Here is an 18,963-nt window from a genome sequence, read left to right on the forward strand (position 1 = left end):
TGTATCTCAGTCTCATGTATCATTTTTATTACCTTATTGAAACATACGAACAAAACGTTCTAATTCTTCATTGTTGTAAAATTCTATTTCTATTTTACCTTTATCTTTATTCTTTTGAATTTTTACATTTGTTCCAAGAATATCTCTCAGTTTTGTTTCATATTGCTGAAGATAGATATCTTTTTTCGGTTTTTCTCGTTTTTGTTTTGGTTTCTTTTTATTTAACTCAGTTATCATTTGCTCAATTTGGCGAACGTTTAAATCATTTTTTCTTATTTTATCAACTAATAAAGGTAGCTGCTCTTTATCTTGTAAGCCTAAAAGTGCTCTTCCATGTCCCATTGAAAGTTCCCCATTGCTAATAAAAAGAATAACGTCTTCAGGTAAAGATAATAACCTCATCGTATTTGCAATATGAGAGCGGCTTTTGCCTATTTTTGCTGATAATTCTTCCTGAGTTAAATGCAGTTCATTAATTAAATTTTTATAAGCTACAGCTTCTTCAATAACTGTGAGATCTTCTCGCTGTAAATTTTCCAATAAAGCAATCTCCATCATTTTGCGGTCGTCATAGTCTTTCACAATCGCGGGTACATGTTCTAAACCTGCTTCTTTAGCTGCTCTAAAACGTCTTTCCCCTGCAACAATTTCATAACCTTTAATACTTTTCCTAACAATCAACGGTTGAATAATACCGTATTCAAGGATGGAAGTTTTTAACTCCTCTATCGCATCTGCATCAAATGTTTTTCTTGGTTGATAAGGGTTAGTGCGACATTCATCAATCGATATTTGTTCAATAGATTGTTCATCTACATCTGGAAACAAAGCGTTTAAACCTTTACCTAACCGTTTGGCCAACTTCCATCACTTCCTTTGCAAGCTCTAGATAAACTTCTGCTCCTCTGGATTTTGGATCGTATACTGTTATTGGTTTACCATGACTTGGTGCTTCACCAAGCCTAACATTTCGAGGGATGATTGATTTATATACTTTATCTTGAAAATACTTTTTCACTTCTTCAATAACTTGGATTCCTAAATTAGTTCGCGCATCTAACATTGTTAGTAATACTCCCTCAATCATTAATTGTTTATTAAGGTGTTTTTGCACTAATCTAATTGTATTAAGAAGTTGACTCAATCCTTCCAATGCATAATATTCACATTGTACAGGGATAAGTACACTATCTGCTGAAGTTAATGCATTTATAGTTAATAACCCAAGAGATGGTGGGCAATCTATTAATATATAATCATATTGATCTTTTATTTCATCTAAAGCTTTTTTTAATTTCACTTCGCGAGAAATAGTAGGTACTAATTCAATTTCTGCTCCAGCAAGTTGGATCGTGGCTGGAATAATTGATAGATTTTCAACTTCTGTAGGCACACAAACTTCTTTCGCATCTAAATCATCAACTAATATATTGTAGACGCACTTGTCCATATCTCCCTTGTTAACGCCTACTCCACTAGTTGCATTCCCTTGTGGATCTATGTCGATTAATAAAACTTTATTTCCTAAAAGAGCCAAACTAGCCCCTAAATTAACTGTTGATGTCGTTTTTCCTACGCCACCTTTTTGATTCGTTATTGCTATGATTTTACCCATTATGGCACCTACCTATTGTAAAGCTTGTCATTCTATTTCTTCGGTTTTGACTGATTCTTTTTTACTCTTATCGTTATCTGATAATAATCGTCTAATTCTTCTTCTTTCGATTCTACCTTTATACCTGTATCAGATATCATTTTTAAAGACCTTCTGATTGTATTAGTTGCAATACGAATGTCTTTACTTATAAACTTAGACCTAGAGCGAACTTTCTTTTTCGCTTCCCCTTTAGTAAGAAAATCATTTATTAGTTCTTCGGTTTCCCGAACATTTAGTTGTTTTTCAATTATTTCTTTATAAAACTTTAACTGGATAGCTTCTTCTTTAAGCTTCATTAACGCTCGAGCATGCCGTTCAGTAATTTTTTTCTCAATTAAAGAATACTGAATTTCTTCCGGTAAAGTTAATAAACGTAGTCTGTTTGCTACTGTAGATTGACTTTTACCAAGTCTCTGCGCCAAGGCTTCCTGTGTTAGAGAGTGCATCTTTATTAATTGTGCATACGCTTTTGCCTCTTCAATTACTGAAAGTTCTTCTCTTTGGATGTTTTCAATCAACGCAACTGAGGCTGTCTCTGTATCACTCATATTACGAATTATTGCTGAGATTTTCTCCCAACCTAATAGTTTAGCAGCTCTTAATCTTCTTTCACCAGCAATAACTTCATATTGTTCTCCATCTTTTTTTCTGACAACAATAGGTTGAATCATACCATGAGTTTGTAGTGTTTGAGCTAACTCTTTAATTTTATCATCGTCAAACTGAGTTCTTGGCTGAAACTCATTGGGTACTATTTGATCAACAGTTAATTGAATAACATCTTCAAAGTCATTCGATACTTGATCATCTGATTTATTACCACTAGTAAAGATCCGATTAAAGGACTGCAGCATAATAAACATCACCTTTTTAAAAATATTTATAAATTGTTTCACGTGAAACAATCTACTAATCCAAAAGAAGGGTTAAATGAGGACAAAAAGAAAGAAACTTAACCTATATAGTTAAGTTTATCATAAAATTACTATAAAAAGTACGATACTACCTATATTTTTTACAATGTTCTAGCAAATTGGATTTTTTTGTGGAGTTCCTGCTTTTCTTGGATATGTTTTTTTCGTTTTTTTCGTTTTATTAATTATAATAATTGCTCGATCACTGTTTTCTTTCGGTAACTGAAATAAGTTGTTTTGAATAAGCTCTCCACCTAATACATGGATTGCCTTCTTAGCATCTATTAACTCTTCTTCACTATTCGAACCTTTTAATGCTATAAAAGTACCTCCCACTTTACATAGAGGTAAACAATACTCTGATAGAACGGACATTCGTGCAACTGCACGTGCAGTCACTAGGTCAAAATGTTCCCTATATATTTTATTTTGTCCGATATCTTCCGCACGTGAATGAATGACTGTTACATTCTCTAATTTCAACTTACTAATTAATGTTTCTAAAAAATTAATCCGTTTTTTTAATGAATCAACGATGGTAACTCGTAGATTCGGGAAACAAATTTTTAGAGGTATACTAGGAAATCCTGCACCTGCTCCAATATCGCATAGTGTTAAGTCCTTTTCAAAAGAGTAATAGAAACTTGCAGAAACAGAATCATAAAAATGTTTTAAATATACATCTTCTTTGTCTGTAATAGCTGTCAAATTCACTTTTTCATTCCATTCTACTAATAGCTCATAATAGTCATGAAATTGATTTATTTGATTATCTGATAATAGAATGTTTTTTTCTTTTAAAGCCTCTTTAAATAGCTTTTCATCCAATTTGATAAACTCCTTATCAATTATCTAAATAGACATTACTCGCTCACTACTTTTTTAATATTACCTTGTTCAATGTAGACGAGTAATATCGATATATCTGCTGGATTAACACCAGATATTCTTGATGCTTGCCCAATGGATATTGGTCGAATGTTTTTAAGTTTTTCTCTCGCTTCGGCAGCTAAACTATGGATGGAATCATAATCTATATTCTCAGGAATTTTTTTATCTTCCATCTTTAGCATTCTTTTCACTTGTTCATTCGCCTTTTTAATATACCCTTCATACTTGATTTGTATTTCAACTTGTTCCTTCACATCATCTGGTATATCTTGCATTCCATCTATTTTCTCAATAACATCATATGTTATTTCTGGTCTTTTCAATAGATCAATTGCTCTAACAGCGTCTTTTAATGGTGTAGAGTTTGCATCTTTTAATATAATTTGTACCTGATCTGTAACTTTAATAATAGTATTAAATAATCTTTCTTTCTCAAGATCAATAAGACGTAGTTTCTCTTGGAACTTTTCATATCTTTCTTCAGTAATCAAATTCAATTTGTATCCTAATTCCGTTAAACGAATATCTGCATTATCATGACGTAAAAGCAAGCGATATTCTGCACGAGAAGTAAGTAGACGATATGGCTCTCTCGTCCCTTTTGTTATTAAATCATCAATTAGTACTCCTATATAACTTTGAGAACGATCTAAGATAAATGGCTCTTTATTTTGGACTTTTAGACTCGCATTTATTCCAGCGATAATTCCTTGTGCTGCTGCCTCTTCATATCCAGATGTCCCATTTATTTGCCCAGCAGTATACAATCCTTCCACTTTCTTTGTTTCAAGAGTTGGCCAAAGTTGAGTAGGAGTAACTGAATCATATTCGATCGCATATCCTGGACGCATCATTTCCGCTTTTTCAAGTCCAGGTACAGAACGCAATATTTCATTTTGAATAAATTCAGGAAGAGATGTAGATAATCCTTGTACATAAACTTCCTCTGTATTTCGACCTTCAGGTTCAAGAAAAACTTGATGGCGAGGTTTATCGTTAAAACGAACAATTTTATCTTCGATTGATGGACAATATCTAGGCCCTGTTCCTCTTTTCATACCTGAATACATCGCAGATAATGTCAAATTATCATTTATTACTTGGTGAGTACGTTCATTCGTATAGGTTAACCAACAAGGAATTTGATCCTTAATATATTCAGTAGTTTCATATGAAAATCCTTGAGGTTTCTCATCCCCTGGTTGAATTTCTGTTTTAGAATAGTCAATTGTATGACTATTAACACGCGGAGGAGTTCCTGTTTTAAAACGTACCAAATCAAAACCAAGTTCTTCTAAATTCTCGGATAATTTAATAGATACTCTTTGGTTATTTGGTCCACTTTCATATTCTAAGTCGCCAATTAATACTTTACCGCGCATAAATGTACCAGTCGTGATAATAACCGTCTTAGCATGGTAAGCAGCATGAGCTTCCGTAATTACACCTTTACAAACTCCATCTTCAATTATTAATTCATTCACCATTGCTTGTTTTAATGTGATATTTTCTTCATTTTCGATAAGTCTTTTCATTTCTTGGATATATAAAGGTTTATCAGCTTGTGCTCTTAGCGCACGTACAGCTGGTCCTTTACCAGTATTAAGCATACGCATTTGAATATATGTCTTATCGATAACCTTCCCCATTACACCGCCAAGTGCGTCAATCTCTCTGATTACAATCCCTTTTGCCGGTCCACCTAAAGATGGGTTACACGGCATAAAAGCGATCATATCTAAATTTAACGTTAACATTAACGTTTTGGAACCCATTTTAGCAGCAGCCATTGCAGCTTCACATCCTGCATGACCTGCTCCAACTACAATTACATCATAATGTCCTGCATCATATGTCATTTTATTTCACCCTTTCTTTTTCGTGTTATTTAAACGAATCAATTTCACAATTCACTAAGTCGAGCACAAACCCGAACATTCTTTAGATTCCAGAAATACATCGATTTCCACTACAGGTGGTCGCTTTCCTCGGGCGGTGCCCCGACAAGGGGTATGCCGACGTTGCCCGCAAAGGGCGTTGTTAGTTGGCCTTCCTTGACTATCTCATTGTGAGTCTCACCGATGCCTTTTATCCCGCAGGAGTCGCCACCTTTCGTTTCAATCTTAGTAATGAGTTGTTATATATATGAACTATTAGTAAATAATTTGGTTATTTGCTCGTATTTTCTATTTGAATTAGTACTTATGATATTCATTCAAACAATAATTTATTTTCCTAGACAGAATTGAGAAAATAATTGATCGATTAAACTGTCACTTGCAGTATCACCAATAATTTCACCTAGAAATTCCCACGTTCTAGTCACATCAATTTGAATAATATCAAGTGGCATGTCTAATTCTAATGCTTCCATCGCATCTTCTAATGCTTCTTTTGATTGTTTCAATAAATGAATATGTCTAATATTTGAAACATACGTAACATCATCCGACATTAATTCTTTTGAAAAGAATAAATGTGATAATTCATTTTCTAATTCTTCGATTCCTTCTTCTTGAATTAACGAAGTAGTAATAACAGCATTACCATCTGCCAATTTTTCTATTTCTTCCATATTAATTTTCTGAGGAAGATCCGTCTTGTTAATAATAACAATATAATTCATTTGATGGAGCATGTGAAAAATTTCTTTATCATCTTCGGAAAGCTCATCATTATAGTTTAACATAAATAAAACGAGATCAGCTTCTTGTAATATTTTACGTGATCTTTCAACCCCAATTTTCTCTACAATATCTTTTGTTTCTCTTATTCCTGCTGTATCAATTAATTTAAGAGGAATCCCTCGAACATTAACATATTCTTCTATAATATCTCTTGTTGTACCGGGAATATCAGTCACAATCGCTCTATCTTCTTGAACCAATGAGTTCATTAAGGAAGATTTACCGACATTCGGACGTCCGATAATCGCAGTTTTAATTCCTTCACGAAGTATTTTCCCCTGTTTTGCGACTTGCAATAATCGTTCAATTTCTTCGTGAACGTAGCGCGTTTTCTCTCTCATTAATTCATGGGACATTTCTTCCACATCATCATATTCCGGATAATCAATATTTACTTCTACGTGAGCAATTGTCTCAATTAGTTCTTGACGCAGTTTCCTTATAAGTCGAGAAAGTTTTCCATCTAATTGGTTTAAAGCTACATTCATTGCTTGACTTGTTTTTGATTGAATTACATCCATAACAGCTTCAGCTTGTGATAAATCAATACGTCCATTTAAAAAGGCTCGTTTTGTAAACTCACCAGGCTCAGCAAGTCTAACACCGCATTCTAAAACCATCTCTAAGATTCTGTTTACAGCCATTAATCCTCCATGGCAATTAATTTCAACTACATCTTCACACGTAAACGTTTTAGGAGCTCTCATGACAGAAACGATTACCTCATCAGCAATTTCATTCGTCCCTGGATCAATGATTTTGCCATAATGTAACGTATGACTATTCACTTTTTCTAAATTCTTCCCTTTAAATAGTTTATCAGCTATTTTAATTGCGTCAGGTCCACTTAACCGAACAATTGAAATAGCTCCCTCACCTACCGGAGTAGAAATTGCCGCAATTGTATCTATTTCCATCTATGTCACCTCCTGATTATATAATGATTAATATATAGAAACTTCTGCTTTTATCCACAGAAAAATAACTGTTAACAAAACGTCACTAATATAACAGAATACCATAATCTTATCAAAAAATAAACTTATCCACAAATTATCTTTTTTTCAAAAGAAAAACATTTACCCACATGTGAGTAAATGTTTTTTACTTATTTTAAGTTATCAACATTGTCTACTATAGATTTGGTTCTTCATAATAATAATCTACTGGAACTGGTGCAACTCTCGATCTTTCCAAAGCCGGTGTATCCTTTCTTGCAATTTGGAAGACGGCAGCACCTACAATATTTGCAACATCTTTTAATTTTTCCTTACTGACATGCTCTATTACATCGTCTTTAGTATGATACCAAGGCTCAAGTGGAGTATGAATAAACAGAGCAGCTGGGATTCCAAGGTTATGAAACGGAACATGATCACTTCGACCAAGCTCGCTGTATGGGACAAGCTCGCTTACCCTGGAACCTGCAGCAGCACCTAGATCTGTTACTGTGTTTTTCTTTCCATCCGCAGTAAACATGACTAAATCACCTGCGTCGGCACTACCTACCATATCCAATTGAAACATTGCTACCGTACGTTCAACCTCATCAGCTGACATTTCCTCAGCATATTTACGTGAACCCAACAATCCATTTTCCTCTGCACCAAATGCAATAAATTTAATTGTTGTATCAGTAGGTGTATTTGCAAATACCCTCGCTAATTCCAATAAAGCCCCTGTACCTGACGCATCATCATTTGCGCCTGGTCCGGCTGGTACAGAATCATGGTGTGCTCCAACAATAATTTGCTGGCCAGTATCATGGTTTTTCATCGGTTTTTTTACAGCTTCGACATTATAAGAAGTAATTGTATTTCCACGCGAAACAAATGTAAAATCATATACATTTACATCGGTATATCCATAGCTCTCAAATTGTTCAACAAGGTAATCTACTGTTTCAAGCTCCGCATCTGAACCAGCCGGACGTGAGCCAATTACTTCGGACAAATAAGAAACATGCTCATAAATATTATCCTCCTTAATCCGCTTAACAATCTTATTATCAAACGCTTGACCGGATTGTCCATTTGGCGCTGCTGAAACAGGAATTGAAAATGACAACAACAAAACTAAAAGAATACTAGAAATTCTTTTCAAAAATTCCACATCCTTCTTTCATATTTTTGTTATATATAATAATTACAATAAAAATAAATAGAATTCCTTTATTTTTTCAAAAGTTGATTCAATAGTAATAGAAATAGAGCTTGTACATTAGTGATTATAGGTTTTTCCGACTATGTCTTCATTACTAGTTATCTGTAAAAAAACTTAGCTTCCCAAGCTTAATAATTCTTCAATAGACGGAAAAATTTTCTGCAGTATTCTTGCATGTTTTTAAGTTTAAATACTTTATTTTTCTTATAAAAATATGATATAAACATACTATTCTATACATACAAGGAGAGAAACATCATGATTAAAAAAGTACTACCTTTTCTAATATGCTTTATACTTTTAATTGGACTGACAGCATGTAATAGTTCTCAGAAAGCAGACAGTTCTGAAGACAATTCGTTTGACCAAGAAGTAGATGGCGAAGATCAGAGTAAAGAGAGTGAAAAAGAAATAGATGATCAAAATCAAAGTAAAGCAAGTGAAAATGAAGTAGAAACAGAGAACAATAATGATACAAATGACAAATTATCAAACTTTGAAGAAAAAAATGCTATTGAAGAAAATATAGATATTACTGGATTAGAAGTAAATGTAGAAACAGATACAGACAATAAACGCGTTATTCTCTTTGAAGATCAAAATCATCATAAAGTATACAAAACTATATTTATCAAAAGTGAAAAAAGAATAAAAATTATTGATATCAAAAAAGACAATGGGTTAATCTATAATGAAATTATTTAGTATAAATAAGCTCCATATTTAAACGTGCTATTGTTAAAGAAATGAGTTTAAATACCTTCTCGTTCAAACAATATAAATATAAAAAAGAGGATGAACAAAGTTTAATGTTCATCCTCTTCCTTTATAAAATAACTATTTAATCTAAACTTTTTGGATTTATCACAATATGCCGGTGTGGTTCTACTCCATCGGAATACGTTGTAACTTCACTAGATTCCTGCAGTGCACTGTGAATAATCTTTCGTTCAAATGCTGGCATTGGTTCGAGCGCAACTTTACGATTAATACGTATCGCTTTGCCAGACATCTTTTGAGCTAAATCGATTAACGTCTCTTTTCTTCGATCCCGATAACCTTCTGCATCTACTGTAACTGTATGATACTGACTTCCATTTTTATTTAAGACTAACTGAGTTAAATATTGAAGTGAGTTTAACGTTTTACCTCTTTTACCAATTAAAATAGCAATATTTTCTCCAGATAATTGGTAAGTAACATGATTTTCTTCGATTATTGTTTGGACATCTACTTCTACACCCATATTTTTTGCGACATTTTTTAAAAACTCTTCTGTCTCCGCAATATTGTCCTTTTTCTCTCTTACTTTAACAACAGCAAGTGCAGATCCAAATAAACCTAGAAATCCTTTTTTTCCTTCATCAATTACTTCAATTTCGACTTGATCTCTTGAAACATTTAACTGCTCTAAAGCTGATTGGACTGCCTCTTCAACTGTTTGACCACTAGCAGTTACCTCTCTCACTTTTTGTCTCCTCCAGTACTCGCATCTTTCATCATTGGTTTACGAATAAACAGTGTTTGAGCTACCATGAAAATGTTTCCTACTACCCAGTATAACGCTAACGCTGCAGGGAAGAAAAACGCAAAAACAGTGATCATAATCGGCATAATATAAAGCATCGCTACCATTTGTGGATTTTGAGCAGCAGGGCTACCTGCCATCATCAATTTCTGTTGTAAAAATGTAGCTGCCCCAGCGATTATAGGTAAAATATAATCAGGTGAATCTAGAGCAAACCATAAAAATTCATGTCCTTGAATTGCATGTGTTCGCATTATTGCATGATACATTGCGATCAGGATCGGCATTTGAACAAATATTGGTAAACAACCGGCTAACGGGTTCACACCATGTTTCTGAAATAATGCCATAGTCTCCTGCTGTAATTTTTGCTGTGTGTTAGCATCTTTAGAGCTATATTTTTGCTGCAATTCTTTTAATTCAGGCTGAATATCTTGCATTGCTTTTGAACTTTTTAATTGCTTAACATTAAGAGGCAATAAAAATAAACGAATGATTAATGTAACTACTACAATAGATAAACCATAATTATCCTTAAATAACTGAGCAAAATAGATAATTACTTGAGACATCGGATAAACAAAATATTTATTCCAAATACCTGTACTTTCTGCATTAATCGGCTGATTGATATCTGTACATCCTGATAATAAAGCAACTAAACCGATTAATAATAAAGATATGTAGATTTTCTTACGCAAACAACTTCCTCCTAACCGAAACAAATAGCTTTATTTATATAGTAAATTTAATTTATTTAATAAATGTAATAAACTTTTTTTTATTTGTTTACAATCCATATTAATAGTAGGTTTTCTAGCAATGATGACCAAATCCAGTTCTGGTAATACGTCGTCTTCTAATTGAATAAACGATTCTCTAATATATCGCTTGATCCTATTTCTTGTAACAGCGTTCCCAATTTTCTTTCCAACCGAAATTCCAATTCTAAAATGAGTTTGTAATGGTTTTTCTTTATAGTATATGACAAGCTCACGATTTGCAAAGGATTTACCGGATTTTAAAATCTCTTGAAACTCACTATTTTTCTTTACTCGGTAAGCTTTTTTCATTAAAACAATCACCTTTAACCTAAACTTAATACATTTAAAAACTGAAAAAGACCACTGACGTGCTTCAGTGGCCTATGCTGATAATACCTTTCTTCCTTTGCTACGACGACGTGCTAGAACTTTACGTCCGTTTTTTGTACTCATACGTGCTCGGAAGCCATGTATCTTTTTACGTTTACGATTGTTTGGTTGAAATGTTCTTTTCATTTCATGCACCTCCTCAAAAAAACTTAATGGTACTAATCTAGAAACGTAACGAATATAAATAGGAGAAGCAATCTTTCAATTATTAAAATTACCTACTCTTCATTCTATGTTTCCATGACATAAAACTGTCTTGATAATTATACGTAAATGAAAGCTAATAGTCAACATCCAACTGTCTTACCTATAAAATATAAATGAAATAAGTTTTCCACAAACTTTTAACATCATATAATATCAACAAGGTGAATTTTCTACAATTATCGACAAGTTAACCACAAAAATAACAGTTGTTGATAATTTTTATACCCAAGATGAATAATATATGGATAACTATATAAAAAACATTGCATAATCTAGCAAATTTTGATATTCTTATAATGCTTCCACATGTTAATAACTTTAATCAACAATAAACTTATCCCCAAGCTGTGGATAAAATGTTAACATTTTCTTTCTTCTGTTTATATTTAAAACCACATTGTGAATAAGTCCCTTATACAACGAAAACTGTATAATTTAAAAATGTTATTCACAGCTAAATTTTGGTTGCAACAAAATAAAGAATCTTAAATAAATTGAAATAAAAAACTATATTTCCTTTCCTTCTTTCTCAACTCTAAGAGAATTAGCGAAAGGATTTTTACACTTATAACTAGTTATTTTAATGATATAAAGAGGTGTAACCCTTGGATAACATAGAGGAATTATGGCAGTACATACTAAATGAGATGAAGTCTAAAATAAGCAAACCAAGTTATGATACATGGTTAAGTCAGACAACTGTAAAAAGTTTACAGGACAATATATTAATAATTTCTGTTCCGAATGAATTTACTAAAAATTGGTTGGATCAACGATACACAGATGTAATTGATACTCTTTTATTTGAAATGACTGGTACAGAACTCTCTGTAAAATTTGAAATAATTGATGAGCATCAAAGCAATGATGAACCGGATGTTAAAAAAGAAATGAAATCAAAGGAATCGAGCCCCGATGATATTCAAAATATGTTAAATCCTAAATACACTTTCGATACTTTTGTTGTTGGTGCAGCAAACCGCTTTGCTCATGCAGCATCTCTAGCAGTCGCTGAAGCACCTGCTAAGTCCTATAACCCATTATTTATATACGGTGGAGTTGGACTTGGAAAGACGCATTTAATGCATGCAATCGGTCATTATGTTAGAGAATACCATCCAGATCGAAAGGTTATTTATTTGTCCTCTGAAAAATTTACGAATGAATTCATTAATTCTATTATGGACAATAAAGCAGAAAACTTTCGTAATAAATACCGTAATGTAGATATTTTACTCGTTGATGATATTCAATTTTTAGCTGGAAAAGAACAAACGCAAGAAGAATTTTTCCATACATTCAATACGTTACATGAAGAGAATAAACAAATTATTATTTCAAGTGATCGTCCACCAAAAGAAATACCAACTCTAGAAGATCGCTTACGTTCTCGATTTGAATGGGGACTAATTACCGACATTTCCCCTCCTGATTTGGAGACAAGGATTGCGATACTTACTAAGAAAGCAAAAGCAGAAGGTCTTAACGATATATCAAATGAAGTCATGTTATATATTGCAAATCAAATTGATACAAATATACGAGAATTAGAAGGTGCTCTAATTCGAGTGATTGCCTATTCTTCTTTAGTTAATCAAGATATCGATACAAAACTAGCTACAGAAGCTTTAAAAGATATCATTCCTAGTAATCGACCAAAGAAAATTACTATAAAAGGAATCCAATCTTTTATAGCTGAAAAATACAATGTAACCGTCGATGAATTTTTATCTAAAAAAAGAACGAAAACAATCGCCTTTCCACGACAAATAGCTATGTATTTAAGTAGAGAATTAACCGATCTCTCTTTACCGAAAATTGGAGAAGAATTTGGTGGACGTGATCATACTACTGTTATACATGCACATAAAAAAGTAAATGAGCTTTTAACAAAAGATAATGAATTTCAAGCAGAAATAAATACATTGATTGAAGAAATAAAAAATAATCTATAATGTGTACAAATGTGAATAAATAATATTTTATAGACCTAATATTCACATGTTGATAACATAGAAAAAGGACTAGCTTTAAGCTTTACACAAACTTATCCACATATCAACAGGCCCTATTACTATTATTACTAATTATTTATAAATAAATATATATATAGTTCCATCTAGGAGGAAAACAATGAAATTTAAAATTAAGAAAAAATATTTGCTTAACAGCATACAAGCTGTTTCAAATGCTATATCTTCCAGAACAGTTATACCGATTTTAACAGGAATGAAAATTGACGTAACACCAGCAAATATCATATTAACAGGGAGTAATTCCGATATTACGATTCAATCACGAATTCCAATTAATAAAGAAGATGAAGAAATTATTACTGATATAACTCCTGGATCTATCGTTCTACCTGTTCCACATTTTCCTGAAATAATAAAAAAATTACCTGAAGAAATAGTTACTGTAACGGTTGAAGAGAATTTTAAAACAATCATTACATCTGGAAAAGCAATTTTTACATTATATGGACAGAGTAGTAGTGAATATCCGCATATTGCAATAAACGAAGGTGAAGAACAGTTAAACATTCAATGCAAAGATCTAAAAACATTAATTCGACAAACAGTATTTGCAGTATCACCAATGGAAACTCGTCCAATATTAACGGGAGTAAATATAACTATTGAAGACAAGTTATTAACATTTACTGCTACTGATAGCCATCGGTTAGCGTTGAGATCAATCCCTGTAGAACAAAATCGACTTGAAGATGCAAATATCGTTGTTCCCGGGAAAAGTTTACAAGAATTAAATAAAATCTTTGATAACAACGATGAAACAATTCATATGGAAATAATAAACAATCAAGTACTATTTTATACGGAAAATATTTATTTTCTTTCAAGACTATTAAGCGGTAATTATCCTGAGACATCCCGATTAATTCCAAATGATAGCAAAACTACCATCCATGTATTTACAAAAGATCTTATACATACAATTGAAAGGGCTGCTCTATTATCAAGCAGAGATCAGAACAATGTAATCCGCTTAGATACACTTAATGAAAATAGTATTGAAATATCAAGTAATTCTCCTGAAATTGGAAATGTAAAAGAGCAACTAGGTGCTATCGCTATTGAAGGAGAAGAATTAAAAATCTCATTTAGCTCTAGATATATGTTAGATACACTTCGAACCATTGATAGTGAGAGAGTTCAGATAAACTTTACGGGTGCTATGAGACCTTTTGTTATTAAAACACCTGAAGAAGAGAATATATTACAACTGATCCTTCCAGTTCGAACATATTAAAATATTCAAAATAAGTTTTTAACTTATAGAGAAATCCAAACAATGATTCTTATAATTGGATCCATTGTTCGATTTCTCTTTTATTTTTATAACGAGACTGCATATTGTGGAAACTGCGTAGTAACTAAATTTAGGGATGAGATGATTTACCGCTGCGGAAATATGCTTCGCTTTCCATGGGCGGCTGCCCGGCCTCCTATGTGCTAAGCACTACGTAGTCTCACCTAGGCCTATGCTCCCATAGGAGTCTCCACATATTTCCTCCGCTGGGATGGTCATTCTTGAATGAAATTAAGAATCGACAAAAACAATTTTTCTGTCTATTGAATAACATTTACATGCTAGCGTAGGCAAAATACGAAGACTCCTGCAGGAACAGCAACGTGTCCGAAGATCCCTGTAGCTTCTCGTTAACGAGAAGCTACAGAAGCTGAGGCCGTGCCTGCGGTAAAGGAGACACAGTGAAAGCGATTGGTAGCGTAGCTTGAACTGATGTCGCTCTTATGCCTGTGGTGAAAGCGAAGTATTTCGCCGAAGCGGCTTCCGAAAATATTAATAAAGTTGATGCGTATTTTACGCAAATTAGAGAGTAAGCTAAGGTTTTTTAACTATTCTTTTTTACATTTTTGATTTAAAAACTATTTTTTATCTATGTTCAGCCACTTTGTTCTCCTTTTTATACTGTTAAAAATTCATTTTAAGCATATTGAAGCGGATTTTACCCTTAGGAGGGGTAAAGCTTCCAATCGAGCAAAAACTTTAGTAAAATAGGTTATAAGAAGATTTAAAGTTAAACTTATTAATTTTATCATCCTCATTACTATGTTGTTGTAAAAAATATGTAAAGGAATCGTGAAGAATGAAAATAGAAGAAGTTTTGATAGAAGATAAATTCATTACTTTAAATCAGTTATTAAAGCTTACCAATATGTTCGATTCAGGCGGATTTATTAAAGCATATATCAATGAAGAAGGTGTCTATGTCAACGGAGATATAGAACATCGAAGAGGAAGAAAGCTTTATCATAATGATGTAGTAAAACTCAAAACGGAAGAAACATTTATTGTGAAAAGTAATGATAGTTAACGCATTACAAATGAGGAATTTTAAATGTTCATACGACAACTGCAATTAAAAAATTACCGTAATTATGAAAACCTTGAGATTACATTTGATAATAAAGTAAATGTAATCATTGGTGAAAATGCTCAGGGGAAAACAAATCTGTTAGAATCTATTTATTTATTAGCCTTCACAAAGTCCTATCGCACATCTAATGATCGTGAGTTAATTTCTTGGAATAAAGATTTTGCCAAAATATCGGGAATTATTCAAAAAAGAAATAATCAAGAAATTCCATTAGAATTAATATTCCACAAAAATGGAAAAAAGGCTAAATTAAATCGCTTAGAACAAAAACGATTAAGTGAATATATAGGAGCCTTAAATGTTGTCATGTTTGCCCCGGAAGACCTTTCACTTGTCAAAGGATCTCCGCAAATCCGCAGGCGATTTATTGATATGGAATTAGGACAGATAGAGCCGGTATATATTTACCATTTAGCTCAATACCAAAAGATATTAAAACAAAGAAATCATTTATTAAAACAACTACAACAGCAAGCTCAACCAGATACAACACTATTACATGTATTAAATGATCAATTTATTCAACATGCTGCAATTATCTTAAAAAAACGATTTTTATTTTTACAGTTATTAAGAAAATGGGCAGTTCCTATCCATTTTCAAATAAGTCGAGAACAGGAAGAACTTAGGATTGCATATTCCTCCAGTATTGAAGTATTAGAAGATGATGATGAGGAGAAACTGGAGAATAAATATTATGCAGCATTAGAGAAAATTGAAAAAAATGAAATACATCGTGGAACGACACTTGTCGGACCTCATCGCGATGATTTATTTTTTTATATTAATGATAAAGATGTAAAATTATACGGCTCCCAAGGACAACAGCGTACAACAGCTTTGTCTTTAAAACTTGCCGAGATTGATCTTATATATGATCAAATTAATGAGTATCCTATTTTACTTTTAGATGATGTGTTAAGTGAGCTTGATGATTTTAGACAGTCACATTTATTAAGTACAATTCAAGGGAAAGTACAAACATTTGTATCTACAACAACAGTTGACGGAATTAATCATGATACGTTAAAAGAAGCATCTATTTATTCAGTTAACCAAGGATCCATTACATTTTAAAAAATGAAAAGGAATGGAAAAATATTGTTTATTTATATTGGTAATGATGATGTTGTTGAATCTAAAAAGATTATAATTATATTAGATTATCAACTTACTTATTCTTCTCCAAAATTAAGACAATTAATTAATAAGCATAAAGAAGAAGATTCCATCCATGGATCAGAAGAGGATGCGAAGTCAGTCATTATTACGGAAGATTGTATTTATTATAGTCCATTTTCTACGTCCACTTTAAAGAAACGAGATGAATTATATATGCAAGGATGAATAGCTAAAGAAAAACTAACTATAGCAAGCTGTTCCTTAATTAAGAAATGAAGGTGAATGTTTATGGAAGATAAAGTAATGAGTAACCAAGCTTATGACGCAGAACAAATACAAGTTTTAGAGGGACTGGAAGCCGTTCGAAAAAGACCAAGTATGTATATTGGTTCAACGAATGAAAAGGGGCTACATCATTTAGTCTGGGAAATAACTGACAATAGTATCGATGAAGCTTTAGCCGGATATTGTGACCAAATTGATGTAATAATCGAGGAAGATAACAGTATCACAGTTAGAGACAACGGAAGAGGAATTCCAATCGATATTCATGAAGACTCAGGAAAGCCCGCAGTTGAATTAATTTTAACCGTTCTACACGCCGGAGGTAAATTTGGTGGCGGTGGTTATAAAGTATCGGGTGGTTTACATGGTGTTGGTGCTTCAGTAGTTAATGCGTTATCCACGCATTTAAAAGTATATGTTCACCGTGATGGAAAAGTTCATTATTTAGAATTCCGAAAAGGAGAACCTCAAGGACAAATTGAAGTCATCGGTGACACAGATAAGACGGGCACGGTTATTAATTTCAAACCTGATCCAGAGATATTTACTGAAACGACAGTTTATGATTATGATACATTGAAAAATCGCTTAAGAGAACTGGCATTTTTAAATCGTAAATTGACAATTACTTTAGAAGATAAAAGAGAAAATAAAGAAAGAGAATCGTTTTATTATGAAGGTGGCATAAAATCATATGTGGAGTTTATGAATCGAACAAAAGATGCTCTCCATGATCCGATCTATGCCGAGGGGGAAGACAATGATATTTCTGTAGAAGTAGCCCTTCAATATAACGATGGATTTGCTAGCAACTTATTCTCTTTTGCGAACAATATTCATACGTACGAAGGTGGAACTCATGAAGCAGGATTCAGAACTGCTCTTACCCGAGTAATAAACGATTATGCAAGAAAAAGTAATTTGTTTAAAGAAGATGACGATAACTTAACAGGAGAAGATGTTAGGGAAGGTATGACTGCTATTGTCTCTATAAAACATACAGATCCGCAGTTTGAAGGTCAGACAAAAACAAAGCTTGGCAACAGTGACGCTCGTTCTGTTACAGATTCTGTTTTTAGCGATGCTTTCTCAAAATTTCTTTTTGAAAATCCTTCTACCGCAAGAGTCATTGTTGAAAAAGGAATGATGGCATCACGTGCCCGTGTGGCAGCACGGAAAGCTCGTGAATTAACTCGGCGAAAAAGCGCACTCGAAATATCCAATTTACCTGGTAAATTATCTGATTGTTCTTCAAAAGATCCCGAAATAAGCGAATTATTTATTGTAGAGGGTGACTCGGCGGGTGGTTCAGCAAAATCAGGCCGAGATAGACATTTTCAAGCTATTCTACCTTTACGAGGCAAAATTTTGAATGTTGAAAAAGCACGTTTAGACCGAATACTATCAAATAATGAAGTGCGTATGATGATTACAGCACTTGGTACAGGTATAGGTGAAGAATTTGATATCACGAAAGCTCGCTATCATAAAATTGTTATAATGACAGATGCTGATGTGGATGGTGCTCATATTCGAACATTATTATTAACATTTTTCTATCGTTTTATGAGACCATTAATTGAGTATGGTTATGTGTATATCGCACAGCCGCCTTTATACCAGGTGAAACAAGGAAAATCATTGCACTATGTATACACGGATGATCAATTAGACTCACTTTTATCTGAACTTCCTCAAACTCCAAAGCCAAACTTACAAAGATATAAAGGTCTTGGAGAAATGAACGCAGACCAGCTTTGGGAAACGACGATGAATCCAGATACGAGAACATTATTACAAGTAAAATTAAAAGATGCGATAGACGCAGACGAAGTTTTTAATATTTTAATGGGTGATAAAGTAGAACCAAGAAGAGACTTTATAGAAGAAAATGCTGAATATGTAAAAAATTTAGATATATAAATCTACTATTTT

18 protein-coding genes are annotated in these 18,963 nt (G+C 32.9%); 7 read left to right on the forward strand and 11 right to left on the reverse strand.

Annotated elements, in window-relative coordinates:
- Positions 1–33 precede the first annotated feature (33 nt).
- From SPD48_RS01920 to SPD48_RS01950, 7 genes are all read right to left on the reverse strand, one after another.
- Positions 34–861, reverse strand: a complete 828-nt coding sequence (locus SPD48_RS01920) for a ParB/RepB/Spo0J family partition protein (protein WP_336256363.1) — start codon at positions 859–861, stop codon at positions 34–36.
- Complete coding sequence (locus SPD48_RS01925) at positions 842–1,615, reverse strand: ParA family protein (protein WP_336256364.1); 774 nt, start codon at positions 1,613–1,615, stop codon at positions 842–844. Before SPD48_RS01925 ends, SPD48_RS01920 begins: the two co-directional genes overlap by 20 nt.
- Before the next feature lie 32 nt (positions 1,616–1,647).
- Positions 1,648–2,511 carry a nucleoid occlusion protein gene (gene noc, locus SPD48_RS01930; protein WP_336256519.1) on the reverse strand — a complete coding sequence of 288 codons (864 nt, stop codon included), beginning with the start codon at positions 2,509–2,511 and terminating at the stop codon, positions 1,648–1,650.
- A gap of 171 nt (positions 2,512–2,682) precedes the next feature.
- Positions 2,683–3,399, reverse strand: coding sequence for a 16S rRNA (guanine(527)-N(7))-methyltransferase RsmG (rsmG, locus tag SPD48_RS01935; RefSeq protein ID WP_336256365.1), 717 nt, complete (start codon positions 3,397–3,399; stop codon positions 2,683–2,685).
- A 35-nt stretch (positions 3,400–3,434) separates the two neighbouring features.
- Complete coding sequence (gene mnmG, locus SPD48_RS01940) at positions 3,435–5,321, reverse strand: tRNA uridine-5-carboxymethylaminomethyl(34) synthesis enzyme MnmG (protein ID WP_336256366.1); 1,887 nt, start codon at positions 5,319–5,321, stop codon at positions 3,435–3,437.
- A gap of 368 nt (positions 5,322–5,689) precedes the next feature.
- Positions 5,690–7,066, reverse strand: a complete 1,377-nt coding sequence (mnmE, locus tag SPD48_RS01945) for a tRNA uridine-5-carboxymethylaminomethyl(34) synthesis GTPase MnmE (protein ID WP_336256367.1) — start codon at positions 7,064–7,066, stop codon at positions 5,690–5,692.
- 217 nt (positions 7,067–7,283) lie between these two features.
- A complete protein-coding gene (locus SPD48_RS01950; RefSeq protein ID WP_336256368.1) occupies positions 7,284–8,261 on the reverse strand; it encodes a M20/M25/M40 family metallo-hydrolase in 978 nt (325 codons plus the stop codon).
- 309 nt (positions 8,262–8,570) lie between these two features.
- On the opposite strand from SPD48_RS01950, the gene SPD48_RS01955 reads away from it, so the two are divergent.
- Complete coding sequence (locus SPD48_RS01955) at positions 8,571–9,017, forward strand: hypothetical protein (protein WP_336256369.1); 447 nt, start codon at positions 8,571–8,573, stop codon at positions 9,015–9,017.
- A 136-nt stretch (positions 9,018–9,153) separates the two neighbouring features.
- Here SPD48_RS01955 and jag read toward each other — a convergent pair whose 3' ends face one another.
- From jag to rpmH, 4 genes are all read right to left on the reverse strand, one after another.
- Positions 9,154–9,780, reverse strand: coding sequence for an RNA-binding cell elongation regulator Jag/EloR (jag, locus tag SPD48_RS01960; protein WP_336256370.1), 627 nt, complete (start codon positions 9,778–9,780; stop codon positions 9,154–9,156).
- Entirely contained in the window at positions 9,777–10,541 is a 765-nt protein-coding gene (gene spoIIIJ, locus SPD48_RS01965) for a YidC family membrane integrase SpoIIIJ (protein WP_336256371.1), read from the reverse strand. Before spoIIIJ ends, jag begins: the two co-directional genes overlap by 4 nt.
- Positions 10,542–10,571: 30 nt before the next feature.
- Positions 10,572–10,913, reverse strand: coding sequence for a ribonuclease P protein component (rnpA, locus tag SPD48_RS01970; RefSeq protein WP_336256372.1), 342 nt, complete (start codon positions 10,911–10,913; stop codon positions 10,572–10,574).
- 72 nt (positions 10,914–10,985) lie between these two features.
- Entirely contained in the window at positions 10,986–11,120 is a 135-nt protein-coding gene (gene rpmH, locus SPD48_RS01975) for a 50S ribosomal protein L34 (RefSeq protein WP_336256373.1), read from the reverse strand.
- 686 nt (positions 11,121–11,806) lie between these two features.
- On the opposite strand from rpmH, the gene dnaA reads away from it, so the two are divergent.
- From dnaA to gyrB, 6 genes are all read left to right on the forward strand, one after another.
- Entirely contained in the window at positions 11,807–13,156 is a 1,350-nt protein-coding gene (gene dnaA, locus SPD48_RS01980; protein WP_336256374.1) for a chromosomal replication initiator protein DnaA, read from the forward strand.
- A gap of 178 nt (positions 13,157–13,334) precedes the next feature.
- Positions 13,335–14,471: a DNA polymerase III subunit beta gene (dnaN, locus tag SPD48_RS01985; protein WP_336256375.1), complete on the forward strand. Its 1,137-nt coding sequence runs from the start codon at positions 13,335–13,337 to the stop codon at positions 14,469–14,471.
- A gap of 859 nt (positions 14,472–15,330) precedes the next feature.
- Entirely contained in the window at positions 15,331–15,558 is a 228-nt protein-coding gene (locus SPD48_RS01990) for an RNA-binding S4 domain-containing protein (protein WP_336256376.1), read from the forward strand.
- 24 nt (positions 15,559–15,582) lie between these two features.
- Positions 15,583–16,698 carry a DNA replication/repair protein RecF gene (recF, locus tag SPD48_RS01995; protein WP_336256377.1) on the forward strand — a complete coding sequence of 372 codons (1,116 nt, stop codon included), beginning with the start codon at positions 15,583–15,585 and terminating at the stop codon, positions 16,696–16,698.
- A 24-nt stretch (positions 16,699–16,722) separates the two neighbouring features.
- The gene (gene remB, locus SPD48_RS02000) at positions 16,723–16,968 is read left to right on the forward strand and encodes an extracellular matrix regulator RemB (protein ID WP_336256378.1); all 246 of its coding nucleotides are present in this window, start codon (positions 16,723–16,725) and stop codon (positions 16,966–16,968) included.
- A 57-nt stretch (positions 16,969–17,025) separates the two neighbouring features.
- Complete coding sequence (gene gyrB / locus SPD48_RS02005; RefSeq protein WP_442962089.1) at positions 17,026–18,951, forward strand: DNA topoisomerase (ATP-hydrolyzing) subunit B; 1,926 nt, start codon at positions 17,026–17,028, stop codon at positions 18,949–18,951.
- The last annotated feature ends 12 nt before the right edge of the window (positions 18,952–18,963 follow it).

It is taken from the genome of Pseudogracilibacillus sp. SE30717A, assembly GCF_037071985.1.
Lineage (GTDB): Bacteria > Bacillota > Bacilli > Bacillales > Amphibacillaceae > Pseudogracilibacillus.

Bases quoted from the DNA above. Each gene is read 5' to 3' on its own strand.
- SPD48_RS01925 (WP_336256364.1), bottom strand. From the start codon at position 1,615: ATGGGTAAAATCATAGCAATAACGAATCAAAAAGGTGGCGTAGGAAAA.
- noc (WP_336256519.1), bottom strand. From the start codon at position 2,511: ATGCTGCAGTCCTTTAATCGGATCTTTACTAGTGGTAATAAATCAGAT.
- mnmG (WP_336256366.1), bottom strand. From the start codon at position 5,321: ATGACATATGATGCAGGACATTATGATGTAATTGTAGTTGGAGCAGGT.
- mnmE (WP_336256367.1), bottom strand. From the start codon at position 7,066: ATGGAAATAGATACAATTGCGGCAATTTCTACTCCGGTAGGTGAGGGA.
- SPD48_RS01955 (WP_336256369.1), top strand. From the start codon at position 8,571: ATGATTAAAAAAGTACTACCTTTTCTAATATGCTTTATACTTTTAATT.
- rnpA (WP_336256372.1), bottom strand. From the start codon at position 10,913: ATGAAAAAAGCTTACCGAGTAAAGAAAAATAGTGAGTTTCAAGAGATT.
- rpmH (WP_336256373.1), bottom strand. From the start codon at position 11,120: ATGAAAAGAACATTTCAACCAAACAATCGTAAACGTAAAAAGATACAT.
- dnaN (WP_336256375.1), top strand. From the start codon at position 13,335: ATGAAATTTAAAATTAAGAAAAAATATTTGCTTAACAGCATACAAGCT.
- SPD48_RS01990 (WP_336256376.1), top strand. From the start codon at position 15,331: ATGAAAATAGAAGAAGTTTTGATAGAAGATAAATTCATTACTTTAAAT.
- recF (WP_336256377.1), top strand. From the start codon at position 15,583: ATGTTCATACGACAACTGCAATTAAAAAATTACCGTAATTATGAAAAC.
- gyrB (WP_442962089.1), top strand. From the start codon at position 17,026: ATGTTTATGGAAGATAAAGTAATGAGTAACCAAGCTTATGACGCAGAA.